The sequence below is a fragment of the Plantactinospora sp. GCM10030261 genome (assembly GCF_042666615.1).
In the GTDB taxonomy this organism is placed as follows: domain Bacteria; phylum Actinomycetota; class Actinomycetes; order Mycobacteriales; family Micromonosporaceae; genus KBS50.
Genome location: NZ_JBHTDD010000009.1, coordinates 155,306 through 175,117, shown reverse-complemented (window position 1 = coordinate 175,117; position 19,812 = coordinate 155,306). Strand labels below are relative to the sequence as shown.

Below are 19,812 nucleotides of genomic sequence, written 5' to 3'. Positions count from 1 at the left end.
CGATTCGGGGCTAGGCTGACCGAAACACTCCGCGAGTTCTGCTGCCCCAGCCCTCCGGCGGCACCGCACCGGGAAGGTGCCGCTGTGCTCGATCCAGATTTCGTGACTTCCTGCCCACTGTCACCGCCCGACCTGGGCGCGCCAGCCAACCGCGCCGTCGGTGCGAGCCGTGGATGACCGCGTCTCGTACCTCAGGAACCTCATCCTGCGGCAGCCCTCCGGGCCCGACGGCAGGGGCGACCTACTGCGGCGGGTGTGCGATGTCGCCGCGCGGGAACTGTCGGCGTCCGGGGTCGGGATCAGTGTGATGACGGAGGACGGGATCCGGGCGGTGACCGCCGCGTCCGACCCGGCCAGCGAACGCCTTGAGGAGTTGCAGTCCATGTTCGGTGAGGGGCCCTGCGTGGACGCCTACACCAGCCGCCGTCCGGTGCTGATCTCCGATCTCGGAGACCTCATGGTCAAGGAGGGTGGTCGCTGGCCGTTCTACGCTCCCGCCGCCCACGCCGACGGTCTCCGCGCGGTGTTCGCGTTCCCGCTACAGATCGGCGCCACCCGCCTCGGCGTCCTGGATGTGTTCCGGGACCGCGCGGGGCGGTTGCCCGCTGCGGAGTTCGCCGACGCCCTCGCCTTCGCCGACCTCACGGTGACCGCCCTGCTCGACCGGCAGGAACAGGCGGAACGCAGCGGCATCGCCGACATCGACGACGACGCGGCCGAGTACCGTGCGGAGTTGTTCCAAGCTCAGGGCATGGTCATGGTGCAGCTCGAGGTCCCCCTCGGTCAGGCGATGGCGCGGATCCGTGCCCACGCCTACGCGGAGAACCGCCGCCTCAGCGACGTGGCCCGAGACATCGTCGCGCGTCGGCTGCGGCTCGACCGCGACGAGCCGTAACCCGGAGATCCCCATGACCGCGCACAGCCGGACACGCCGGGAGGCAAGCATGACCATCGTCTCAGCCGAACGGATGGCGACGATCTTCGTCGAGGTCGCCGACACCCTGGTGGATGACTTCGACCTGATGGACTTTCTGCACATGCTCACGGATCGGGCGGCCGACCTGGTCAGCGCGGCGGCTGTGGGGCTCGTCCTCGCCGGCAGAGATGGCCGGCTCGAGTTCATGGCGGGCTCGAACGAGAACGTCAAACTCGTGGAACTGTTCCAGCTGCAGACTCACGAGGGTCCCTGCCAGGAAGCCTTCCGAACCGGTGTGCCCGTCATCAATGTCGATCTGGCCGAGGCGAGCGACCGGTGGCCCCGGTTCGCGCCCAGGGCCACCGCACTGGGTTTCCAATCGGTGCACGCGTTCCCGCTACGGCTGCGCACGCAGGTGATCGGGGCATTGAACGTCTTCGGTGACACCAAGGGTGGCGATTTCGCGGGCACCGATGTGCCGGTCATGCAGGCCTTGGCGGACGTCGCCGCGATCGGCTTGTTGCAGGAGCGCGCCATCCGCCGGGGTGAACTCCTGACCGAACAGCTGCAAGGCGCGTTGAACAGCCGCATCGTCATCGAGCAGGCCAAGGGCGCGGTCGCGCAGGCGACCGGCCTCGGTGTCGACGAGGCGTTCGCCGCCATCCGCGGCTACGCCCGCCGGCACAACCGCAAACTGACCGAGGTGGCCCACGGCGTCCTCAGCGATCCCGCCATGCTCGCCCACATCCTGGACGCGTAGCGGTTAAATTCGCGTCCGTCTGTCCGACCGGCGGCGATCCGCGGTGCCGCCTCAGCGGCACTCGCGGAGAGGTGCGCCGACCGGGTGCAGGCGCCGCAGCGCCTACCGTTACGACCTGTGGCCGACGCGGGACAGCCGGGCTCCGATACCGCCGAGCATCTGGCTGGGACGTTGCTGCTCGCCCTGCTGGGCGCCGAGGGCCACGATCACCGCGGTCAGCGCCGGGGTGACCCACTGCAGGATCCGCTGCTGCCGCTGGGCGGTGGCGACGTCCTGCGGGGTGGCTGATGACGGATCGGTGGCGCCGTCGGTGGGCACCGTCCCGTTGCGGGCGATCTGGTTGCCGAGCAGACCGCTGTAGGCGGTGGTGGCGACCGCGGCGAGGGTGAGCGCCGTCTTGACGGCGGTGTTGGCGGTGACACCAGCCTGATTTTTGGCACGGCGCCGGTTCGTGATCAGCAGACCAGTGCCGCCGATCAGGTGCGCGCCGATCGCGGCGGCGGAGATCGGTGCCCATTTCGTCCACCCCACCGAGGCGATGTGAGCGCGTTCGTCGGGGGTTACTGACGGCCCGGGATGCGCCGTTGAGGCCGACTGCGCCCATCAGGGATCCGCCGAGCCACAGGGCGGCTCCGACGTCGTGCAGGCTGCGGATGACGGTGTGACGCTGGTTCATGGTTTCCTCCGGTGAAGTAGGCAGGACGTGGGATGCGCCCTGACACAGGCAGGCGTCGTTGTCCTGGATGCTCGCCGCCCGCCCGCCAGGCTGACGGCTGCCACCGGTGCCGGCGGGCATCTTGGTACGAGGTGTCTCTCGGGCCGAGTTGGCGACGCTCAACCGGCGGTTACGGGTTGGTGCGGCGGGCGGCGAGGCGTGCCGGGTCGGGCCAGCGGACGTCGTGGGCCCAGCCGAGCTTCTCGAAGAGCCAGATCAGCCGGGCGGCGGGATCGATCTGACCGCGCAGCACGCCGTGGCGGGCGCCAGTGGGGTCGGCGTGGTGGGAGTTGTGCCAGCTCTCCCCGAATGACAGGACCGCCAGCGGCCAGAAGTTCGTGGCCTTGTCCTTGCTGGCGAAGGGCCGCTCGCCCACGACGTGACAGATCGAGTTGACTGACCAGGTGACATGGTGCACCACCGCCATGCGGACCAGCCCGGCCCAGAAGAACCCGGTCAACGCTCCGGTCCACGAGCCGCTGACGAGACCGCCGATCACCGCCGGGAGCAGCAGCGAAGCGGCCACCAACGGTCCGAACAGTCGGTCCACGACCCGGATGTCGCGGTCGGCGAGCAGGTCAGGGGCGAAGCGGGCCTTGTTGGTGATCTCCCGATTCAGCAACCATCCCAGGTGGGAGTGGAGCAGTCCCTTGGCCAGCGCGGCCACACCGTTGCCGTAGCGCCACGGTGAGTGCGGATCGCCCTCCCGGTCGGTGAACGCGTGATGGCGGCGATGGTCGGCCACCCATTTGGTGGGGCTTCCCTGCACGGCGAGACTGCCGGCCACCGCCAGCGCGATGCGCAGGCCGCGGCGGGCCTTGAACGATCCGTGGGTGAGGTGCCGGTGGAATCCGACGGTCGCGCCGGCCATCGCGACCACGTACCCCACGACGGCCATCGAGGCGTCCAGCCCGGACAGACCCCGGCCCCCAGGCCAGCGGCACCGCCGCGATCAGCGCCGCGACCGGCAGCACCAGGAATACCCACAACATCACCAGGGAGCCGGCCGACTGGGTGCCCTCGATCAGCGGCTTCGGCGCCAGACGGGGCGCATTCGCGCGGACGGCAGACAATTCTACGCTCATCACCACATGCCTTCCGGGACCGGTCCGATGATCACGTAGGCCCGCTGCGGAGCGCTCAAGCGTGTGATCGCGAACTGGAGACTGACGAGTGAAGGCCGCGAGGTCTGGGCAGCCGTCCGCTGGCGTTGCGGTAGAAGGCACCGCGTTGCCGGCGCAACGTTGGAGTCGATGACCCCGATACAGAGATGCCCTTCAGTCACCGGGCGAAACACCGCCCGTCGTGGTGGTCACGAACGGTCCGGCCAGAACAGGCGCGCCCTCAGGGGTACGGGATGTGCGCCAGCATGGCCCGCTCGGTGGCGAAGGCGTGGGTGACGTCGGTCAGTTGCCGGTCGTCGCAGCGGCGTAGATCGGGCCGCGGAGATCGTCGGTACCACGCAGGAGTTCCTGCCCAGGCTGGACGAGGCGAAGCTGATCGATTTATACCGCTCGCCCGGCGGGCACCGCCGCTACTCCCGCTATCAGCTGCGGCTGGCCGCGCAGGCCGGGACATGGTGGACCAAGGTAGGGCGCTGCAGGCCGCATGCCGGATCATCATTCTCGAGGACCAGCCCGAGGTGGCCCTGCGGCAGAATCAGCACCGCCCGCGCAAAGTGACCGCCTCGCGCTCAGGGTGAGCTGTCGCGAGCCGAGACAGACCCGCCGCCGTCTCAGGAGAGGACGAGGCCCCTCACCCCAGCGCGGGTACGCCCTCGGTCTGGTCTCACGGGTGAGGAAGGGCGCTCGCCCAGCGGGGATCGGCGCCGGCCCTGGTGGAACGGTCGTCGCCGTGGTCGCCGTGCCAGTCGAGGACGAGCATGCAGGCGTCGTCGAGCAGGCTCGAACCGACGACGTCGAGGATGGCGTCGCCGAGTACGCGGACGACCTCCCTAGGGTGCAAGTCACTGAGGCCCGGCAGCCGGGCGGGCAGGTCGAGGCGGGCCGCGCCGCGTTCCAGCATGCCGTCGGTGAACAGCACCAGCCGATCATCCGGCCGCAGTGCGACGTCCGTCGTGCGGTAGATGCCCTGGCGCAGGACACCGAACGGTGGGTCGACCGGTAGAGCGAGGGATTGGACGTTTCCTTCGCGCACCAGCAGCGGGGTCGGGTGCCCGGCGTTGACCATCGCCAGCACCCCGGTACGTAGATCGAGACGGCCGAGAAGTCCGGTGGCGAAGGTGAACCCGCCTGGCGGGTTCTCGATCAGCGCGGAGTTCGCGGCCTGGGCCTGTTCCAGCAACGTGTGACCTCGGCGGCGGGTGTGGCGCAGGCTCCCGACGCAGAGCGTCGCGGTCAGAGCACTGTCGATGCCGTGACCCACCGCGTCGGTGATGCTCAGGTGCAGCAGGTTGCGCGCGAGGCTGTAGTCGAAGGTATCTCCGCCGACGCTGGCCGCCGGCTCCAGCCACGCCGAGAGGGTGAACGAGTCTGCTTCGCAGGTGAACGAGGAGGGCAAGAGCCGGCGCTGGATCTCCGCGGCCAGACTGAACGGAGTCGTCCGCTGGCCCCACTCGAACAGGTCGGTGTGCCGGCGAGCGGCAATCACCACGAACGCCAACGCGTGCGCGGCCCGGGAGATCTCGTCCACCGCCGTGGCGTCGGGCGCGAACGGCAGAGAAACCTCCAACAGCCCGATGGCCTCGCCCCGCTGCGTGACGGGAGCCATCACGACGTGCTCGTCTCCGCTCGAACGGACCTGCACGCGCTGGGATCGCAGAGCCTGTTCCTGTGGTCCGCCGTCGAACGGCAACACGGTGGCGACGTCCTCGTCCTGCCGGCGTCGGTCGGGCCGGTCTGCGGAGGGGACGTCGTGGGTCAGCCGGACGAGACCCCGGCCGCTCATGTCCGCGACGAGGAACGACACCCAACGCGCCCCGACGTCGACGCCGATGCCGCGGGCCACCGCCTCCACCGCGTCGACCGGTGCGGCATCCTCGACGGCGCGCAGCACCCTACCCAGGTCCACGCCGGCCCACCGCTTCTCACTCACGCGCCGAAGCATAGGCCCGGCAACCCGACTGGTCGTTGAGCACGGGCTTCGTCGGCTCCCGAACCGTAGGGGTCCTGGTGCCGGGAAAGGCTGTCATCTGCGGCCGGACCCCACCCGGCTCCACGACGTCGCACTGCTGGCGCATGACGAAACGCCCACCTTGCTGATCTTCAGCAAGCGATCGCAGCAACGCCGCCGTGCGACCGACACACGCAGGCGGAAAACCAGAATCCGCAGGTCAACGGCCTGCGGACACAAGCGGAGCCTCTGGTTAGGAAACCGATGCTCTATCCCCTGAGCTACGAGGGCGCGAGCGCCCAGTCTAGCGACCTGGGGGTTCACCTGGGGTGGCAGGGAGTGGCCCGCGTTCACCCGCGTTCCCCGGACCGTCGTTCGCCCAGCCCAGGACCACAGCTCGAGTCTCCATGTGACTCCGGGTGATCTTGTTGGGCAGGGTGAAGCGGCCGGCGCGATGGGCTCGCGTCGGTGGAGAACGTGCTGGTTCAGGCTGCGGCGCGGGTCGCTGGTGCCGGTCGGGTGAAGGTCTTGCGGTCGCGGATGAGTGCCCAGAGGACGTCGACGCGTCGTCGGGCGAGGGCGAGAATGGCGGCGGTGAACGCGGCCATCCATAGAATGTGCCGCAGTCTGCGGTGGTATCGGCGGGCAGGCCGATGGTTCCCGGAAACCGTTCCGGAGTCGTGGGAAACCGGTGCCAGGCCGGCATGTGCCGCGAGTTTGGTGGGGCTGTCGTACTCGGTCATGCCGGCGGTGTGGACGAGTAGTTCGGCAGTCAGCAGGGGTCCCATGCCGGGCAGGCTCTCGATGATCGGCGCGAGCGGGTGCTGGTCGAGCTGTTCGGCGATGAGGTCGTCGACGGCGGCGATGCGTTGTTCGAGGGCGAGGATCTCGGTGGCCATCTGCCCGACGACCACGGCGGCGGCGCGTTGGCCGGGCAGGTTCACGGTCTGACTGCCGGGCGGCGGTGACCATCGCTTCGGCGACCTGGATGGCGTTCTTGACGTGGCCGCGGCGGAGCAGGGCGGTGATCCGGTCGACGCCGCCGTGCCGGATCGCGGCCGGTGTCTGCCAGCAGGCGAGGACCATCATCGGGGCCTTGCGGTTCAGGTCCACGGCCCGTTCGAGGGCGGGACTGATCCCGGTGAGCAGCTCCTGCAAGCGGAACAGGGTCGCGACGCGCTGCCCGACGAGGTCGGTGCGGTAGCTGGTCAGGACGGTCAACTCGGCGAGGAGCCGGTCGGAGGGTTCCAGGATCGGGATGTCGGGGCGCATGCGGATGGTCTGTGCGATGACGACCGCGCATGCGGCACCCCGACGACCGCATCTCAGCCGACCTCTCGTTGCCAACCTGATTTCGATCAGCTATATTTGAGTCAATGAAAGTTGAGCATGATTCCTTGGCTGGGCGGGCGCGGATCTATGCCGCGCTCGGTGACCCGGCGCGGCTGGCGATCGTGGACGCGCTCACCCTCGGCGACGCGTCCCCCGGTGAGATCGCCCACACCCTCGACCTGCCCACCAACCTCGTCGCCCACCACGTCAAGGTCCTCACCGAAGCCGGCCTGGTGACCAGGGGCCGCTCCGAGGGCGACAAGCGCCGCACCTACCTGCGGCTTCGGCCGGAGACACTGGCCGCGCTGACCCCGCCGCCGCTGACCGGCGTCGGCCGGGTGGTGTTCGTGTGCACCCGCAACTCCGCCCGCTCCCAGCTCGCCGCGGCGCTGTGGCAGGACCGCACCCACAGCCCGGCCGCGTCCGCCGGAACGCAACCGGCCTCCCGGGTGCATCCCCGCGCCGTGGCCGTCGCCGGCCGGCACGGGCTGCGTCTGGATCCCATCGCCACCGCCCACGTGGTCGATGTCGTCCGCGATGACGACCTGCTCATCGCCGTGTGCGACAACGCCCACGAAGACCTCACCGGGCCCGTCCGCCCCCGCCTGCACTGGTCGGTGCCCGACCCGGTCCGCGTCGACACCGACGAGGCGTTCGAGGCCGCGTTCGCCGACCTCGCCGCCCGCGTCGACCGGGTCGCCCCCGCCATCACCCCCACTCCGGGAGACCGCCATGACTGACACCAGCCCCCACCGCTACGACGAGGTCTCCATCGACCAGCAGGTCGCCCTGCGCACCGCCGCGACCCGGCTCGCCGAGGAGTTCACCGGCGTCTACGGTCCGGAGACCATCGAGCGGTTCCTGTTCTCCAGCTACGACCAGTTCGCCACCGCCAGCACCATCCCGCACTACCTGCCGCTGCTGGCCGAGCGCTTCGCCCGCCAGCGCCTGCAGGCCCTGGCCCGGGTCGAGGGCCACCACCGCGACGGCCGCCCGGTGGTGCTGTTCCTGTGCACCCACAACGCCGGCCGCTCCCAGATGGCGCTCGGGTTCTTCACCCACCTCGCCGGCGACCGGGCGGTCGCCTGGTCCGGCGGCAGCGAGCCGGGCGTCGAGGTCAACCCCGCCGCCATCGCCGCCATGGCCGAACGCGGCATCGACATCGGCGAGGAGTTCCCGAAGCCCTGGACCGACGAGGTGGTTCGGGCCGCGGACGTCGTGGTCACCATGGGCTGCGGCGACGCCTGCCCGGTCTTCCCCGGCACCCGGTATGAGAACTGGGACCTCGACGACCCCGCCGGCCTCGACACCGCTGGCGTGCGACCCATCCGCGACGAGATCGAACGCCAGGTCCGCCGCCTCCTCGACGACCTGCACGTTCCCGCCAACCGATAGAACCCCGGCCGACACCGGTCCGGGACGTCACCGCACATGGGAGAGAACGAACTGATGACCAACGCACTCTGGCGGCGCCTGCTGGCCGAGTTCACCGGCACCGCCCTGCTGGTCACCGCCGTGGTCGGCTCCGGCATCATGGCCGCCACCCTCTCCCCGGACGATGTCGGCCTGCAGCTGCTGGAGAACTCGATCGCGACCGCGTTCGCCCTCGGCACGCTGATCCTGATCTTCGGGCCGGTCTCCGGCGCGCACTTCAACCCGGTCGTCTCCGCCGCCGACTGGTTCCTCGGCCGCCGCGCCGGCACCGGCCTGACCGCCCGCGACCTGGGCGGCTACGTGGTGGCGCAGGTGCTGGGCGCGATCGCCGGGTCGGTGCTGGCGAACCTGATGTTCGACCTCGCCGCGGTCGACTTCTCCGGCAAGGACCGCGCCGCCGGGCACCTGTGGCTCGGGGAGGTCGTCGCCACGACCGGCCTGATCATGCTGATCTTCGCCCTCGCCCGCTCCGGTCGCGCCCCGGTCGCACCCGCCGCCGTCGGCGCGTACATCGGCGCCGCCTACTGGTTCACCTCGTCCACGTCGTTCGCCAACCCCGCCGTGACGATCGGCCGGGCGTTCACCGACACCTTCGCCGGCATCGCCCCCACGTCCGTGCCCGGCTTCGTCGTGGCGCAGCTCTTCGGCCTCGCGGTCGGTGTCGGCCTGCTCGCCGCGCTCTACCCCGATGCCGGCGCCGCCGCCGACCAGGTCGTCGTCCCCACCGACGAGGACGCCACCGTCAACCACCGCTCATGACGCAGTGCCCGCAAGGCACCAGCGCGGCTGAACTCTCGCCTAGCTTGTTCAACCGCCGCCACGACCCGGGCCGCTACCCAACGCTCGACCGCAACGACACCCCCGATCCTCACCTGTTCATCCACCTCAACGACGTGCCGGTCAACCGGCCCGCGACTCGTACTGCATGGAAGGCACCTCATGAGCGACAAGCCCAGCGTCCTGTTCGTCTGCGTCCACAACGCCGGCCGCTCCCAGATGGCCGCCGGCTGGCTGCGCCACCTCGCCGGCGACACCGTCGAGGTCCGCTCCGCCGGCAGCGCACCCGCCGAGACCGTCAACCCCGCCGCCGTCGAGGCGATGCGTGAGGTCGGCATCGACATCACCGACCAGATCCCCAAGCTACTCGAGTACGCCACCGCCGAGTCGTCCGATGTGATCGTCACCATGGGCTGCGGCGACGCCTGCCCCGTCTTCCCCGGCAAGCGGTACGAGGACTGGAAGCTCGACGACCCGGCCGGCAAGGGCGTCGAGTCCGTGCGCCCGATCCGCGACGACATCCGCGCCCGCGTGGAGAAGCTCCTCACCGAGCTGCGTCCCACCGCCTAATGGGAGCTACCGGGTGAGCCGCTGGCAGACTCGGTGCCTGGTAGCCGCGAGCGGGTGAGCACTCCCGCCGCATGGACCAATGCGAGTCCTAGTGTCAGAACGTGCCCCCGCTCGTGGTCGGGAGACGAACGGCTGATGGGGTGTCGTGCCCGCTGGGCGTTGGCGTGAGCACTGGTCCATTAGGGGCGCTGGAGTCTTCCGCGGGCTGCTGGCAGGGACCGTGGCAGAGCGGAGACGCGTAGTGCTGTTCGTCGGTGATGACTGGGCGGAAGACCACCACGACGTGGAGGTGCAGGACGAACACGGCCGGGCGGTACGCACAGCCCGGCTATCCGAGGGCGTGGATGGGATGGCCCGCTTTCACGAGCTCGTCGCCGGGTTCCTACCCGATGACGCGAAGCCTTCTGACGTGCTGGTGTGTATCGAGACCGACCGGGGGCCGTGGGTGAGGGCGCTGGTCGCCGCCGGCTACCAGGTCTACGGGGTGAACCCGAAACAGGCCGCCCGGCATCGTGAGCTGCTGTCACTGTCGGGTGCCAAGAGCGACAAGGCCGACGCGCACACCCTGGCAGACATGGCCCGGACCCGCCGGCACCAGCTGCGCCAGGTCGCGGCGGACTCCGACGTCGCCGAGGCGGTCAAAGTCGTGGCCGGGCGCATCAGACGCTGATCTGGGAACGTACTCGCCACACCCTGCGGCTGCGGGCGGCGCTACGTGACTACTTCCCGGCCGCGCTGGTGGCCTACCACGTGTTGACGCTCACCGGCGCTGACGCCCTCGAACTGCTGGCGAAGGCACCCACCCCGGCCGCGGCGGCCAAGCTGACCCTCACGCAGATCAGCGCGGCGTTGAAGAAGGCCCGACGCCGTGACATCCCGGCCAAGGCCACCGCGATCCAGCAGGCCCTGCGCACCGATCACCTGGGCCAAGCCGACGTGGTCACGGGCGCTTACGCGGCAACCGTCCGCGCCACCGTCGCGATCCTGCAAACCCTCAACACCGAGATACGCACCCTCGACGGGCAGGTCGAGGCCCATTTTGGCCAGCACCCGGACGCTGAGGTCTACCTCAGCCAACCCGGCATCGGCGTGATCCTCGGCGCCCGGGTGCTCGCAGAGTTCGGCGACGCCACCGGCCGCTACGCCGACGCCAAATCCCGCAAGAACTACGCCGGCACCGCACCGATCACCCGCCAGTCCGGCAGATCCAAGACCGTCCACGCCCGGTTCATCCACAACAACCGCCTCGTCGACGCCCTGCACATGCAGGCCGGAGCCGCGATCCTGCACGACTCTGGCGTCCGCGCCTACTACGACGAACTCCGCAGCCGCGAGGTCGGCCACAACGCAGCCCTGCGCCAGGTCGGCAACCGCCTCGTCGGCATCCTCCACGGCTGCCTCAAGAACACCACCCACTACGACCAGACAACCGCCTGGTCACACCGCACCCAACCCGCCGCAGCTTGACATCCAAGAAGCTGGGGTGTCGGACATCCCCTTGTTCACCGCCCGCCGGACCACCCACCCGGCGGGCGGCTCACCCCTGAGCAGGAGCCCCTCGTGTCTGACCCCCACCCGCTGATCATCATCGGTTCCGGGCCCGCCGGTTACACCGCCGCCGTCTACGCCGCACGCGCCAACCTCGCACCCCTGGTCATCGAGGGCAGCCAGTCCGGCGGCGCGCTGATGACCACCACCGAGGTGGAGAACTTCCCGGCTTCCCCGACGGCATCACCGGCCCCGAGCTGATGGACAACATCCGCAAGCAGGCCGACCGGTTCGGCGCCCAGTTCATCACCGACGACGTCACCCGCGTCGACCTCACCGCCCACGTCAAGACCGTGTGGGTCGGCGAGCAGGCGCACCGGGCGCGGGCGGTCATCCTCGCCACCGGCTCCGCCTGGCGGCCCCTCGTCGTCCCCGGCGAGCAGGAACTGCTCGGCCACGGCGTGTCCGCCTGCGCCACCTGCGACGGGTTCTTCTTCCGCGACCAGGACATCGCCGTGGTCGGCGGCGGCGACACCGCCATGGAGGAAGCCACCTTCCTCACCCGCTTCGCCCGCAGCGTCACCATCATCCACCGCCGCGACACCTTCCGCGCCAGCCGCATCATGGCCGACCGGGCGCTCGGCAACGACAAAGTCCGGGTGGCGTGGAACAGCGTCGTCGAGGAGATCCTCGGCCACGACGGCGCCGTCGCCGGAGCCCGGCTGCGGGACGTCCACACCGGTCAGACCGGGATCCTGGACGTGACCGGGGTGTTCGTCGCCATCGGCCACGACCCGCGCAGTGAACTGTTCCGCGGCCAGGTCACCCTCGACGCCGACGCCGACGGCTACGTCACCGTCGACTCCCCCGGCACCCGCACCAACCTGCCCGGCGTATTCGCCGCCGGCGACCTCATCGACCACACCTACCGCCAGGCCATCACCGCCGCAGGCACCGGCTGCGCCGCCGCCCTCGACGCCGAGCGCTACCTCGCCACCCTCACCTGACCGGCGCCGCCGAGGTCCGGCCAGCGCGGCCGGCTCTTTGGCCTACGGCGACTCGCGCAGACGAGAGGCAATGTCGGCAACCGTCGCCTTCGCGGTCCGGCCGGCACCCACCAGCGTGGCCGACGCCGCACCCGTCCAATCCCCGTAGCCGAGCAGGTAGAGGCCTGGCTCGTCCACCGACCGGTTGCCATCGACCGCCACCGTCCCCTGCGGCCAACCGGGCAGTAGCGGCGCGAGGTGGGTGAGGTTCGGCCGAAAACCCGTACACCAGACCACGACGTCGCAGGACTCCTCGGTGCCATCGGCCCACCGCACACCGCGCTCGGTCAACCGCGCGAACATCGGCCGGGAGTGCAGGACACCCCGGTCCCGCGCGTCGCGGACGCTGGGCACCATCACGATGTCGCCCAGGTCGCTGACACCCTCACCGGCACCACCGGCGGCCTTACGGGTGGCCACCCCGAACAATACCCGACCGTCGACGTCGTCCGGCATGAACCGCGCCGGGCGCAGGGTGACCCAGGTGGCCTCGGCGACCCTCGACAACTCCGCCAAGATCTGCGCCGCCGAGTTACCCCCGCCGACGACCACGACCCGCTGCCCCCGGAACTCGTCCGGCGAGGTGTAGTCCACCGTGTGCAACTGCCGGCCGGCGAACTGTTCACGGCCCGGGATGTCGGGCACGTACGGGCACTCCCACGTACCGGTCGCGGAGATGACGTACCGGGCCGACCACACCCCGGCGTCGGTGTCCACCGCCCGGCGATCCCCGTCCCGCCGCACCTCACGGACACGGACCGGCCGGCGCACCGGAAGGCCGTGGCGCCGCTCGTACGCCTCTAGGTAGTCCACGACGTGCCCCGCGGTCGGGAACTCCTCGCCCTCCTGACGCGGCATCCCCCACCCCGGCAGCGGGCTGTACTCCGCCGGCGAGAACAACCGCAACGACTCCCAGCCGTGCCGCCACGCCCCACCCGGCCGCGACTGGGCGTCGAGGATGACGTAATCCAGACCGGCGCGGCGCAGGTAGTAGCCCGCCGCCAGGCCCGCCTGCCCGCCGCCGACGACCACCACGTCACGTGACGCCACGCGCGGCACCTCCCTCGATTCGCAGATCATCATGCCGAGACGACAGAGGCGACGGGCTCCCACAGGAACTCACGGTGATCCTCCCCTCGTCCACCAGCGGATCGACGGGCTCTGCTGTAACGATGCAAGGCGTGGGATCTGTGAAAACCGAGACGCCTGCCATCTCGCCCCTCGCCGGCGAGCCGATCGAACGGGCCGACGCCGAACGGCTCGCCGGAGTGCTCAAGGCTTTCGCCGACCCGGCCCGGCTGCGACTGCTCAGCCTGATCCAGTCGGCTCCGGAGGGGGAGGCGTCCGTCAGCGACCTCACCGCGCCCCTCGGGCTCTCCCAGCCGACCGTCAGCCACCACCTGCGCATCCTCACCGAGGCCGGCCTGCTCGAACGGGACAAGCGCGGCGTCTGGGCCTACTACCGCCTCGTGCCGTCCGCCATCGCCACGATCGCCGACCTGCTGACCCCACCCCGCAAGCGGGCAACGAAGAAGACCCGCTGACCGACGTCACCGACCTCGCGGCAGCATCCGACTTACGACGTGTGGCTCGCCGCCGCGTGAAGTGGCTCTGAGCAGCGGTGATGCACCCCTGCTGATCTTCAGCAGGGGATCGCAGCGACCCGCGCATGCGACCGGGGCAAGGGACCTGAATCGACGGACGGAAGAACACCGCCACCGGTGAGCTGGCCTTCTATCGCTGGTGGGCCCCCAGGCCAGCCATCCTCGTCCAACTCGTCCGCGTCGCCGGCATCCGCTGGACCGTCGAAGAAGCCTTCCAGGCCACCAAGGGCCAGGTCGGCCTGGACCAGCACCAGGTCCGCCGCTGGGACTCCTGGCACCGGTTCACCACCCTCGCCCTGGCCGCCCTCGCCGTCCTGGCGATCAGCGCCGCCGACGCGACCGACGACGACCCGACGACACCGGAATGATCAAGCTGACTGTCATCGAGATCCGCCGTCTGATCAACGCCTGCATCATCCACCCGATCACCGACCTCGCCCACCGTTTGCACTGGTCAGGCTGGTGACGCCGACACCAAGCCCGCGCCCGACGAGCCCACTACACACGCCGCCTCAACCTCGAACTCCAGCCATGACCCCGAACGGCGGCTGCCGTACTAGTCGATTCTGGGTCGGCGCCACCACGCCGGCAGCCATGCCGCGAAACCGTGACGCGCTTGATTGCGCAGTTGCGCCGCGGTCAGCGGGGGGCGCGGATCGAGGCCCGGCGCCGGCCGCGTCGCGTCAGGTGAACCGTGGCGTGCGGCTGACAGCGACACCACGCGCTGACGCAGCCAGTCGATGGGATCGGCGGCTGAGAGCCAATTCCAATGCCGCCATGCCTCGCGGAAGGCTGTCTGTGCGATGGCATGGGCCGACGCGGGGTCGCCGGTTGAGGTGTAGGCCAGCTGGACCAGCCGCGGATAGTAGACCTCGTAGCAGCGATCGAAGTCGTACTCATCGATCACGGTTGCCGTCCCCGCCGCCGCCAGGCCGGCGACCACCAGTTCGCCTTGCCTAGCAACGCCATGGTCGCCGGGACGAGCAGGCCGCGGATGATTGTGGCATCGACGGCGATGGCAACGGCCATGCCCAGGCCGAACATCTTCACCACCGGATTGGTGTGCAGCACGAAGCTTGCGAAGACACACACCATGATCAGGGCTGCGGAGGTTATCACCTTGCCGGTGCCGGCCAGGCCGCGCCGAACGCTGAGCCGATTGTCCCGGGTGGCCTGCCAAGACTCCTGCACCGCAGTCAGCAGAAACACTTCGTAGTCCATGGAGAGTCCGAACAGGAGGGCGAATAACATCATCGGCAGGTAGGCCTCCACCGGGATCGGGCCGTCGAGGCCGGTCAGCTCCACGCCCCAGCCCCAGGTGAACACGGCCGTCAGCGCGCCGTAGGCGGCCCCGATCGACAACAGGTTCATCAGCGCGGCCTTGACCGCGATGACGGGAGCGCGGAAGGCGAACAGCAGCAACAGCGCGGACACCAGGACTACGATGCCGATCAGCCACGGCATCCGGTCGGCGATGCGGTCGGCCAGGGCGCCGCGGATCGCGGTCTGGCCGGTCGCGTGCAGGCGCATCCCCTCGACCGGCGTATCCAAGACGGACTCCACGACGGCGATGGTGGCCGGATCGCTGGGCGCGGTCGCCGGGATCACCCGGACCGTGACCAGGGCGCCGTCCGGAGCGACGCGCGGCTGCTCCACGCGGGCGATACCGGGTGTGGCCTTCAAATGCTGGGTGAGTGAGGCAAGGCGCGGGTCGGCGGGTCCTGTGATCGGGCTGTCCGGCTCGGCCACGACGCTGATCGGCCCGTTGATTCCCGGCCCGAAGCCCTCGGCGAGGATCTCATGACCGGTGCGGGCAGCTGTCCCCTTCGGCTGGTCGCCCGCGTCGGTTTGGCCGAGCTTCATCCCGAGCACCGGCGCCGCCAAGGCCAGCAACACGATCGACGCGGCAATCGCGTACCGCAAGGGATGACGGGTGACCCGGTCGGCGATCCGCCCCCACCGGGAGTCGTCGATCTCCCCGTCGCGCGCGCGGAACAGCCGCAACGAGTTGACCCGCGGGCCGAGCACGGCAAGCAGCGCCGGAAGCAACGTCGTCGCCGAGGCGACCGCGAGCACCACGGTGAGTCCCGCCGTCCAGCCCAGCGTGGCGAGGATTGGCACCCCGGCGATCGCCAGCCCGCCCAGGGCGACGATCACCGTGCCGCCGGCGAAGGCCACGGCGCTGCCCGACGAGGCAACGGTTTCCACGATCGCCTGTTTACCCAGCGTGCCGGCGGCGAGCAGCGCCCGGTACCGCGTCAGAAGAAACAAGGCGTAGTCGATGCCCACGCCAAGCCCGATCATCGTGGCGAGGGTGGTCGCCACGCTCGGCATGCCGGTGACGTGGCCGGCCAGTCCGATTAGGCCAAGTCCGCACACGAGCGTGACCACAGCGGCGAGCAGGGGCAATCCCGCCGCCACCAGCCCGCCAAAGGCGACCAGCAGCACGGCCAGCGCTACGGCCAGTCCCAGCAGCTCGCTGGTGCGCGTCTCGGTCTCCGGCAGGGCAAGGGCGCCGCCGGGTACGGTTTGGATGCCGGCCTCGGCGGCCGGCGACGCGGCGGTGACGACCCGATCGGACAGGTCGTGGCCCACCTCTCGCGGGCCGAGGTCGAAGTTGACCGTCGCGTATCCGATGCGGCCATCAGCGCTAATCGTGCCTAGCGGCGCGCTGGGCGGCACGACCTCGACGACGTGCTCGACCTGCCGCACCTGCGCCGCCGCGGCGGCGATCGCGGCTTGATTTGCCGGGTCGTCGAGGCGTCCTTGCGGAATCTTCAGGATGATCTGCCCGGTAGCGTTGCTCGCGCCGGGAACGTGCGCTTCGACCAGATCTCGTCCCAGCTGGGCGTCGCTGCCGGGCAAAGAGACGTCCTCCTCGACCGGCCTGCCGAAGCCGGCCACGAGAGCGCCGATGGTTGCAGTCAGCAACAGCCAGCCGATGATCACCGGCCACGGCCGCCGCACGGCCAGGCGGCCGAGGCACGTCATGGCGCGGCGCGTCGCCCCGGTCTCGACGGCGTTCATGCCGCGCCTCCACAAGACTTCGCACCGTCATTGCCGCCGGCGGTTTCCAGTGAGAGATCCTCGCCACCGATCGACAGCCGCAGGCCATCGTCTGCCGCCGTGACCTGCCGGTAGCTCAAGCCGCCCGGCAGCGGGGGCAGCTCGCGGGAAATGCCGCTGGCACCAGGGATCTTGGCGGGCAGGGCATTGACGGAGGTTCGCAGACCCAGCACCTCGACCTCCAACGGCGCTACCCGCAACGTAGCGCCGGACAGCAACGCCTCGGCGAAGACGGTCACCGGGACTCGGCGGCCCAAGAGCTCCGCGGTGGTCTCGATCGCCACCAGACCATCCGAACCCGACAGTCTCGCCCCGGCCGGCGCCTGCGCCACGAGCGAGGAATAGTCCATGACGAGGCTGGCTTCCACCCGCCCAATGCGCACCTGCCCCTCGCCGCCCGGCACGGACACGTCGTGCGCCGTCGCGCTGGCCTCGCGGACAGTCAGCTTGGCAAGGCTGATCTGCCGAGCCAGCACTGACACCGCGCCGTAGTGGCCGTCCATCGCCTGGGCGAAGAACGGCACTCCATGAATGTTCACCTCCGGCACCTGGGGCAGGCCCGCCACGCACGCCAGCCGGCTGGCGAGCTTGTCCTCCGCGAATCCCGCGGCGGCCTGATCGACGGCGACGGCCATGCCACCGCTCACCAGTACCGCCGCTGCCACCACAATCCTTCGCCGCCATGCACGCGGCATTCTCGTCCACACCCGGCCTATGCAACCAACAGCCGGCCGGAGCCAGACGCGAGCGTGATGAGAGTTTGTTAAGAAGTGGGTAAGGGCAGCATGAACCAAACGGTGGTGCCGCCGTCGGGTTCGCTTTCCACACCGGCGCTGCCACCGTGCGCGCGGACCGCCTCGGCGACAATGGCCAGGCCAAGCCCGCTGCCGGCGCCGCTACGCGCCGGATCGGCCCGGTAGAAACGCTCGAAGATCCGGCCACGCGCCGGCTCAGGCAGCCCGGGGCCGTCGTCGCGGACCTCGACTCGCACATCGGCGGCGTGCTTTGCCACGGCGACACAGGCTGCCGCGTCGACCGGGGTGTGCGTGCGGACGTTGGCCAGCAGGTTGGCCATCACCTGCCGCAGCATCGCTTCGTCACCTCGGACGAGCACATGCGGCGGCGAGTCCAGCGCGATCTCCCGCTCCGGCTGCGCGGCCAGGGCGTCGGCCACCGAGTCACGCACGACGACGGCCAGGTCCACCAGATCGGACCGCGTCAGCGGCTCCGCATCGAGGCCAGCATCGCCGGGCCGGGACGCGTCCAGGCGCGCCAGAAAGAGGAGGTCGTTAACGATCTTGCTCATCCGGGTGGACTCGTCCTCGATGCGGGCGAGCACGTCGGGCCGGTTGTCCATATCGATCGTTCCCGAGCGCAGCAACTGCGCGTAACCACGGATCGATGTTAGCGGGGTGCGTAGCTCATGGGAGGCGTCCGCAGCGAACCTGCGCATGCGATCCTCTGACTCGGCCCGGGCGGCCAACGCGGAATGGATGCGTTCCAGCATCCCGTTGACGGCAGTGGTCAACCGGCCTAGCTCTGTCCTTTCCGGATGGTCTGGTTCGGCCGGGACCCGGCGCTCCAGGTCGCCGTCGGCGATGGCGGTCGCCGCGGCGGCGATCTCATCCAGCGGGCGCAGCCTGCGCGCCACAAGGAGTCGCGACAGCAGCACCAGCAGCGCCACCACGAGCGCCGACACCACTGCCTGGACGGCGGCGAGCTTGCCCACGGTGGCCTGCACCGAGCCAGTTGACTGTCCGATGAGGATTGTGTTTCCGCCGGCATCGACCGTCACCACCCGGTATCGGTCGTCCAGCCCGGTCGAGGTGATCGTGGTGAGGGCGGACACGCCGCCAGGCCGCGGTGAAGGCGCCAGGTCGAGCAGTGGCCGCGCCGGCAGCCGCGTGGTGCCTGCCACCCGCGAGAGCGCACCGTTGCGCTGGCGCACCTCCACCAGGAATTCGGTCGGCGCTACGGCGGTGCGCACGGCTTGGTCCCAGTCGCCGGAGCCGGCCAGCGCCTGTCCTCGCTCGGACACCAGCGCCGCCGCCGCGACCAGCTGGCTGTCGATGCGGTCCAGCAGGTACGCACGCAAGGCCAGGATGCTGGCCACACTGGCCACGAGCAACGCACCGATGGTTAGCCCGGCCACGGCGAAGGTCAGCGAACCGCGCAGGGACCAGCGCTTCATCCCCGGTCCAACCGCAGCGCGTAGCCGAAGCCGCGATGGGTCACGAAAAGCGGTTCGCCCAGCCGATCCAGTTTGCGGCGGAGATACCCGACGTAGGTGTCGACAACATTCGAGTCGCCGCCGAAGTCATAGCTCCATACCGCCTCCAGGATCTGCGTGCGCGACAGCACACGCCCGGCGTTGAGCATGAGGTAGCGCAGCAGCTTGAACTCGGTCGGCGACAACGAGACCGGCTGGCCGGCTCGGCGTACCAGAAGGGTTTCCTCGTCAAGCTCCAGGTCCGCGTAGCGCAGGACCGGCGATGGCGTCTCCTGCACGCCGTTGACGCGGCGGAGCACTGCCCTGATCCGGGCCAGTAATTCCTCCACGGCGAACGGCTTGGCCACATAGTCATCGGCGCCGTAGGTGAGCCCGGACACGAGATTCTGCCGGGTGTCTTTGGCGGTGAGGAAAACGATCCCGAACCGATGGCCACGGGCGCGCAGTTGCCGGCAGACCTCGAAACCGTCGCCATCGGGAAGCATCACATCGAGCACGACCAGGTCTGGCTTGTCCTCCTCAGCACGCGCCTGCGCCTGCGCAGCAGTCGACGCCGAGGTGACCGTGAACCCGTGAAAGGTCAACACGGTGATCAACATGTCGACAATGTTCGGCTGATCGTCGACGACGAGGATTCGCGCACCGGTGCTCATAGCCACCCCAGGAGATCACACCCACGTGTGAGTTCGATGAGAATTGCCGCTGACCGGGGTTTCCGCTCAGTGAAAGGGCCCGGTTGGCTCTGCGCACAGAGATACGACCAGACGCCAAGCGTGCTGGGCCTAGCGTATTAGGCTGAGAG

15 protein-coding genes and 6 pseudogenes are annotated in these 19,812 nt (G+C 69.8%); 10 read left to right on the top strand and 11 right to left on the bottom strand.

What is annotated here, in order from left to right; genetic code table 11:
- Window positions 1–169: 169 nt before the first annotated feature.
- Window positions 170–895, top strand: coding sequence for a GAF and ANTAR domain-containing protein (locus ACFQUZ_RS13800; RefSeq protein ID WP_377441926.1), 726 nt, complete (start codon window positions 170–172; stop codon window positions 893–895).
- 13 nt (window positions 896–908) lie between these two features.
- A complete protein-coding gene (locus ACFQUZ_RS13795; protein WP_377441924.1) occupies window positions 909–1,676 on the top strand; it encodes an ANTAR domain-containing protein in 768 nt (255 codons plus the stop codon).
- 108 nt (window positions 1,677–1,784) lie between these two features.
- Here the strand turns inward: ACFQUZ_RS13795 and ACFQUZ_RS13790 are convergent, their stop codons facing one another.
- Window positions 1,785–2,207, bottom strand: a complete 423-nt coding sequence (locus tag ACFQUZ_RS13790) for a hypothetical protein (protein WP_377441922.1) — start codon at window positions 2,205–2,207, stop codon at window positions 1,785–1,787.
- Between the two features lie 314 nt (window positions 2,208–2,521).
- A pseudogene (locus tag ACFQUZ_RS13785) lies at window positions 2,522–3,383 on the bottom strand (acyl-CoA desaturase).
- A gap of 456 nt (window positions 3,384–3,839) precedes the next feature.
- Between ACFQUZ_RS13785 and ACFQUZ_RS13780 the strand changes: the two are divergent.
- Window positions 3,840–4,093, top strand: a pseudogene (locus tag ACFQUZ_RS13780) (MerR family DNA-binding transcriptional regulator).
- Window positions 4,094–4,179: 86 nt separating this feature from the next.
- Here ACFQUZ_RS13780 and ACFQUZ_RS13775 read toward each other — a convergent pair.
- From ACFQUZ_RS13775 to ACFQUZ_RS13765, 3 genes and pseudogenes are all read right to left on the bottom strand, one after another.
- Window positions 4,180–5,445 carry a PP2C family protein-serine/threonine phosphatase gene (locus ACFQUZ_RS13775; protein WP_377441920.1) on the bottom strand — a complete coding sequence of 422 codons (1,266 nt, stop codon included), beginning with the start codon at window positions 5,443–5,445 and terminating at the stop codon, window positions 4,180–4,182.
- Window positions 5,446–5,948: 503 nt separating this feature from the next.
- On the bottom strand, window positions 5,949–6,407 hold the full coding sequence (locus ACFQUZ_RS13770; protein WP_377441918.1) for a transposase: 459 nt from the start codon (window positions 6,405–6,407) through the stop codon (window positions 5,949–5,951).
- A gap of 244 nt (window positions 6,408–6,651) precedes the next feature.
- Window positions 6,652–6,735, bottom strand: a pseudogene (locus ACFQUZ_RS13765) (hypothetical protein); the annotation flags it as partial.
- A 104-nt stretch (window positions 6,736–6,839) separates the two neighbouring features.
- Here ACFQUZ_RS13765 and ACFQUZ_RS13760 point away from each other — a divergent pair.
- The 6 genes and pseudogenes from ACFQUZ_RS13760 to trxB all read left to right on the top strand — a co-directional run bounded on the left by ACFQUZ_RS13760 (window position 6,840) and on the right by trxB (window position 12,071).
- Window positions 6,840–7,535 (top strand): helix-turn-helix domain-containing protein, encoded by a 696-nt coding sequence (locus ACFQUZ_RS13760; protein WP_377441916.1) that lies wholly within the window; start codon window positions 6,840–6,842, stop codon window positions 7,533–7,535.
- A complete protein-coding gene (locus ACFQUZ_RS13755) occupies window positions 7,528–8,190 on the top strand; it encodes an arsenate reductase ArsC (RefSeq protein WP_377441914.1) in 663 nt (220 codons plus the stop codon). The genes ACFQUZ_RS13760 and ACFQUZ_RS13755 overlap by 8 nt, the downstream gene beginning before the upstream one ends.
- A gap of 54 nt (window positions 8,191–8,244) precedes the next feature.
- Window positions 8,245–8,962: pseudogene (locus ACFQUZ_RS13750) on the top strand (aquaporin); the annotation flags it as partial.
- A gap of 206 nt (window positions 8,963–9,168) precedes the next feature.
- Window positions 9,169–9,576: an arsenate reductase ArsC gene (locus ACFQUZ_RS13745; protein WP_377441912.1), complete on the top strand. Its 408-nt coding sequence runs from the start codon at window positions 9,169–9,171 to the stop codon at window positions 9,574–9,576.
- 241 nt (window positions 9,577–9,817) lie between these two features.
- Window positions 9,818–11,043, top strand: a pseudogene (locus tag ACFQUZ_RS13740) (IS110 family transposase).
- A 93-nt stretch (window positions 11,044–11,136) separates the two neighbouring features.
- Window positions 11,137–12,071: pseudogene (trxB, locus tag ACFQUZ_RS13735) on the top strand (thioredoxin-disulfide reductase).
- Between the two features lie 42 nt (window positions 12,072–12,113).
- On the opposite strand, the gene ACFQUZ_RS13730 reads toward trxB, so the two are convergent.
- Window positions 12,114–13,160: an ArsO family NAD(P)H-dependent flavin-containing monooxygenase gene (locus ACFQUZ_RS13730; protein WP_377441910.1), complete on the bottom strand. Its 1,047-nt coding sequence runs from the start codon at window positions 13,158–13,160 to the stop codon at window positions 12,114–12,116.
- Between the two features lie 122 nt (window positions 13,161–13,282).
- On the opposite strand from ACFQUZ_RS13730, the gene ACFQUZ_RS13725 reads away from it, so the two are divergent.
- Window positions 13,283–13,654, top strand: a complete 372-nt coding sequence (locus ACFQUZ_RS13725; RefSeq protein WP_377441908.1) for an ArsR/SmtB family transcription factor — start codon at window positions 13,283–13,285, stop codon at window positions 13,652–13,654.
- 616 nt (window positions 13,655–14,270) lie between these two features.
- On the opposite strand, the gene ACFQUZ_RS13720 is transcribed toward ACFQUZ_RS13725, so the two are convergent.
- The 5 genes from ACFQUZ_RS13720 to ACFQUZ_RS13700 all read right to left on the bottom strand — a co-directional run bounded on the left by ACFQUZ_RS13720 (window position 14,271) and on the right by ACFQUZ_RS13700 (window position 19,663).
- Entirely contained in the window at window positions 14,271–14,621 is a 351-nt protein-coding gene (locus ACFQUZ_RS13720) for a hypothetical protein (RefSeq protein ID WP_377441907.1), read from the bottom strand.
- Window positions 14,618–16,741 carry an MMPL family transporter gene (locus ACFQUZ_RS13715; protein WP_377441905.1) on the bottom strand — a complete coding sequence of 708 codons (2,124 nt, stop codon included), beginning with the start codon at window positions 16,739–16,741 and terminating at the stop codon, window positions 14,618–14,620. Before ACFQUZ_RS13715 ends, ACFQUZ_RS13720 begins: the two co-directional genes overlap by 4 nt.
- The gene (locus ACFQUZ_RS13710; RefSeq protein ID WP_377441903.1) at window positions 16,738–17,445 is read right to left on the bottom strand and encodes a DUF2993 domain-containing protein; all 708 of its coding nucleotides are present in this window, start codon (window positions 17,443–17,445) and stop codon (window positions 16,738–16,740) included. Before ACFQUZ_RS13710 ends, ACFQUZ_RS13715 begins: the two co-directional genes overlap by 4 nt.
- Before the next feature lie 98 nt (window positions 17,446–17,543).
- The gene (locus tag ACFQUZ_RS13705; protein WP_377441901.1) at window positions 17,544–18,971 is read right to left on the bottom strand and encodes a sensor histidine kinase; all 1,428 of its coding nucleotides are present in this window, start codon (window positions 18,969–18,971) and stop codon (window positions 17,544–17,546) included.
- The gene (locus ACFQUZ_RS13700; RefSeq protein WP_377441899.1) at window positions 18,968–19,663 is read right to left on the bottom strand and encodes a response regulator transcription factor; all 696 of its coding nucleotides are present in this window, start codon (window positions 19,661–19,663) and stop codon (window positions 18,968–18,970) included. The genes ACFQUZ_RS13705 and ACFQUZ_RS13700 overlap by 4 nt, the downstream gene beginning before the upstream one ends.
- Window positions 19,664–19,812: the final 149 nt, after the last annotated feature.

Bases quoted from the DNA above. Each gene is read 5' to 3' on its own strand.
- ACFQUZ_RS13795 (WP_377441924.1), top strand. From the start codon at position 909: ATGACCGCGCACAGCCGGACACGCCGGGAGGCAAGCATGACCATCGTC.
- ACFQUZ_RS13760 (WP_377441916.1), top strand. From the start codon at position 6,840: ATGAAAGTTGAGCATGATTCCTTGGCTGGGCGGGCGCGGATCTATGCC.
- ACFQUZ_RS13755 (WP_377441914.1), top strand. From the start codon at position 7,528: ATGACTGACACCAGCCCCCACCGCTACGACGAGGTCTCCATCGACCAG.
- ACFQUZ_RS13745 (WP_377441912.1), top strand. From the start codon at position 9,169: ATGAGCGACAAGCCCAGCGTCCTGTTCGTCTGCGTCCACAACGCCGGC.
- ACFQUZ_RS13725 (WP_377441908.1), top strand. From the start codon at position 13,283: ATGCAAGGCGTGGGATCTGTGAAAACCGAGACGCCTGCCATCTCGCCC.
- ACFQUZ_RS13715 (WP_377441905.1), bottom strand. From the start codon at position 16,741: ATGAACGCCGTCGAGACCGGGGCGACGCGCCGCGCCATGACGTGCCTC.
- ACFQUZ_RS13705 (WP_377441901.1), bottom strand. From the start codon at position 18,971: ATGAAGCGCTGGTCCCTGCGCGGTTCGCTGACCTTCGCCGTGGCCGGG.
- ACFQUZ_RS13700 (WP_377441899.1), bottom strand. From the start codon at position 19,663: ATGAGCACCGGTGCGCGAATCCTCGTCGTCGACGATCAGCCGAACATT.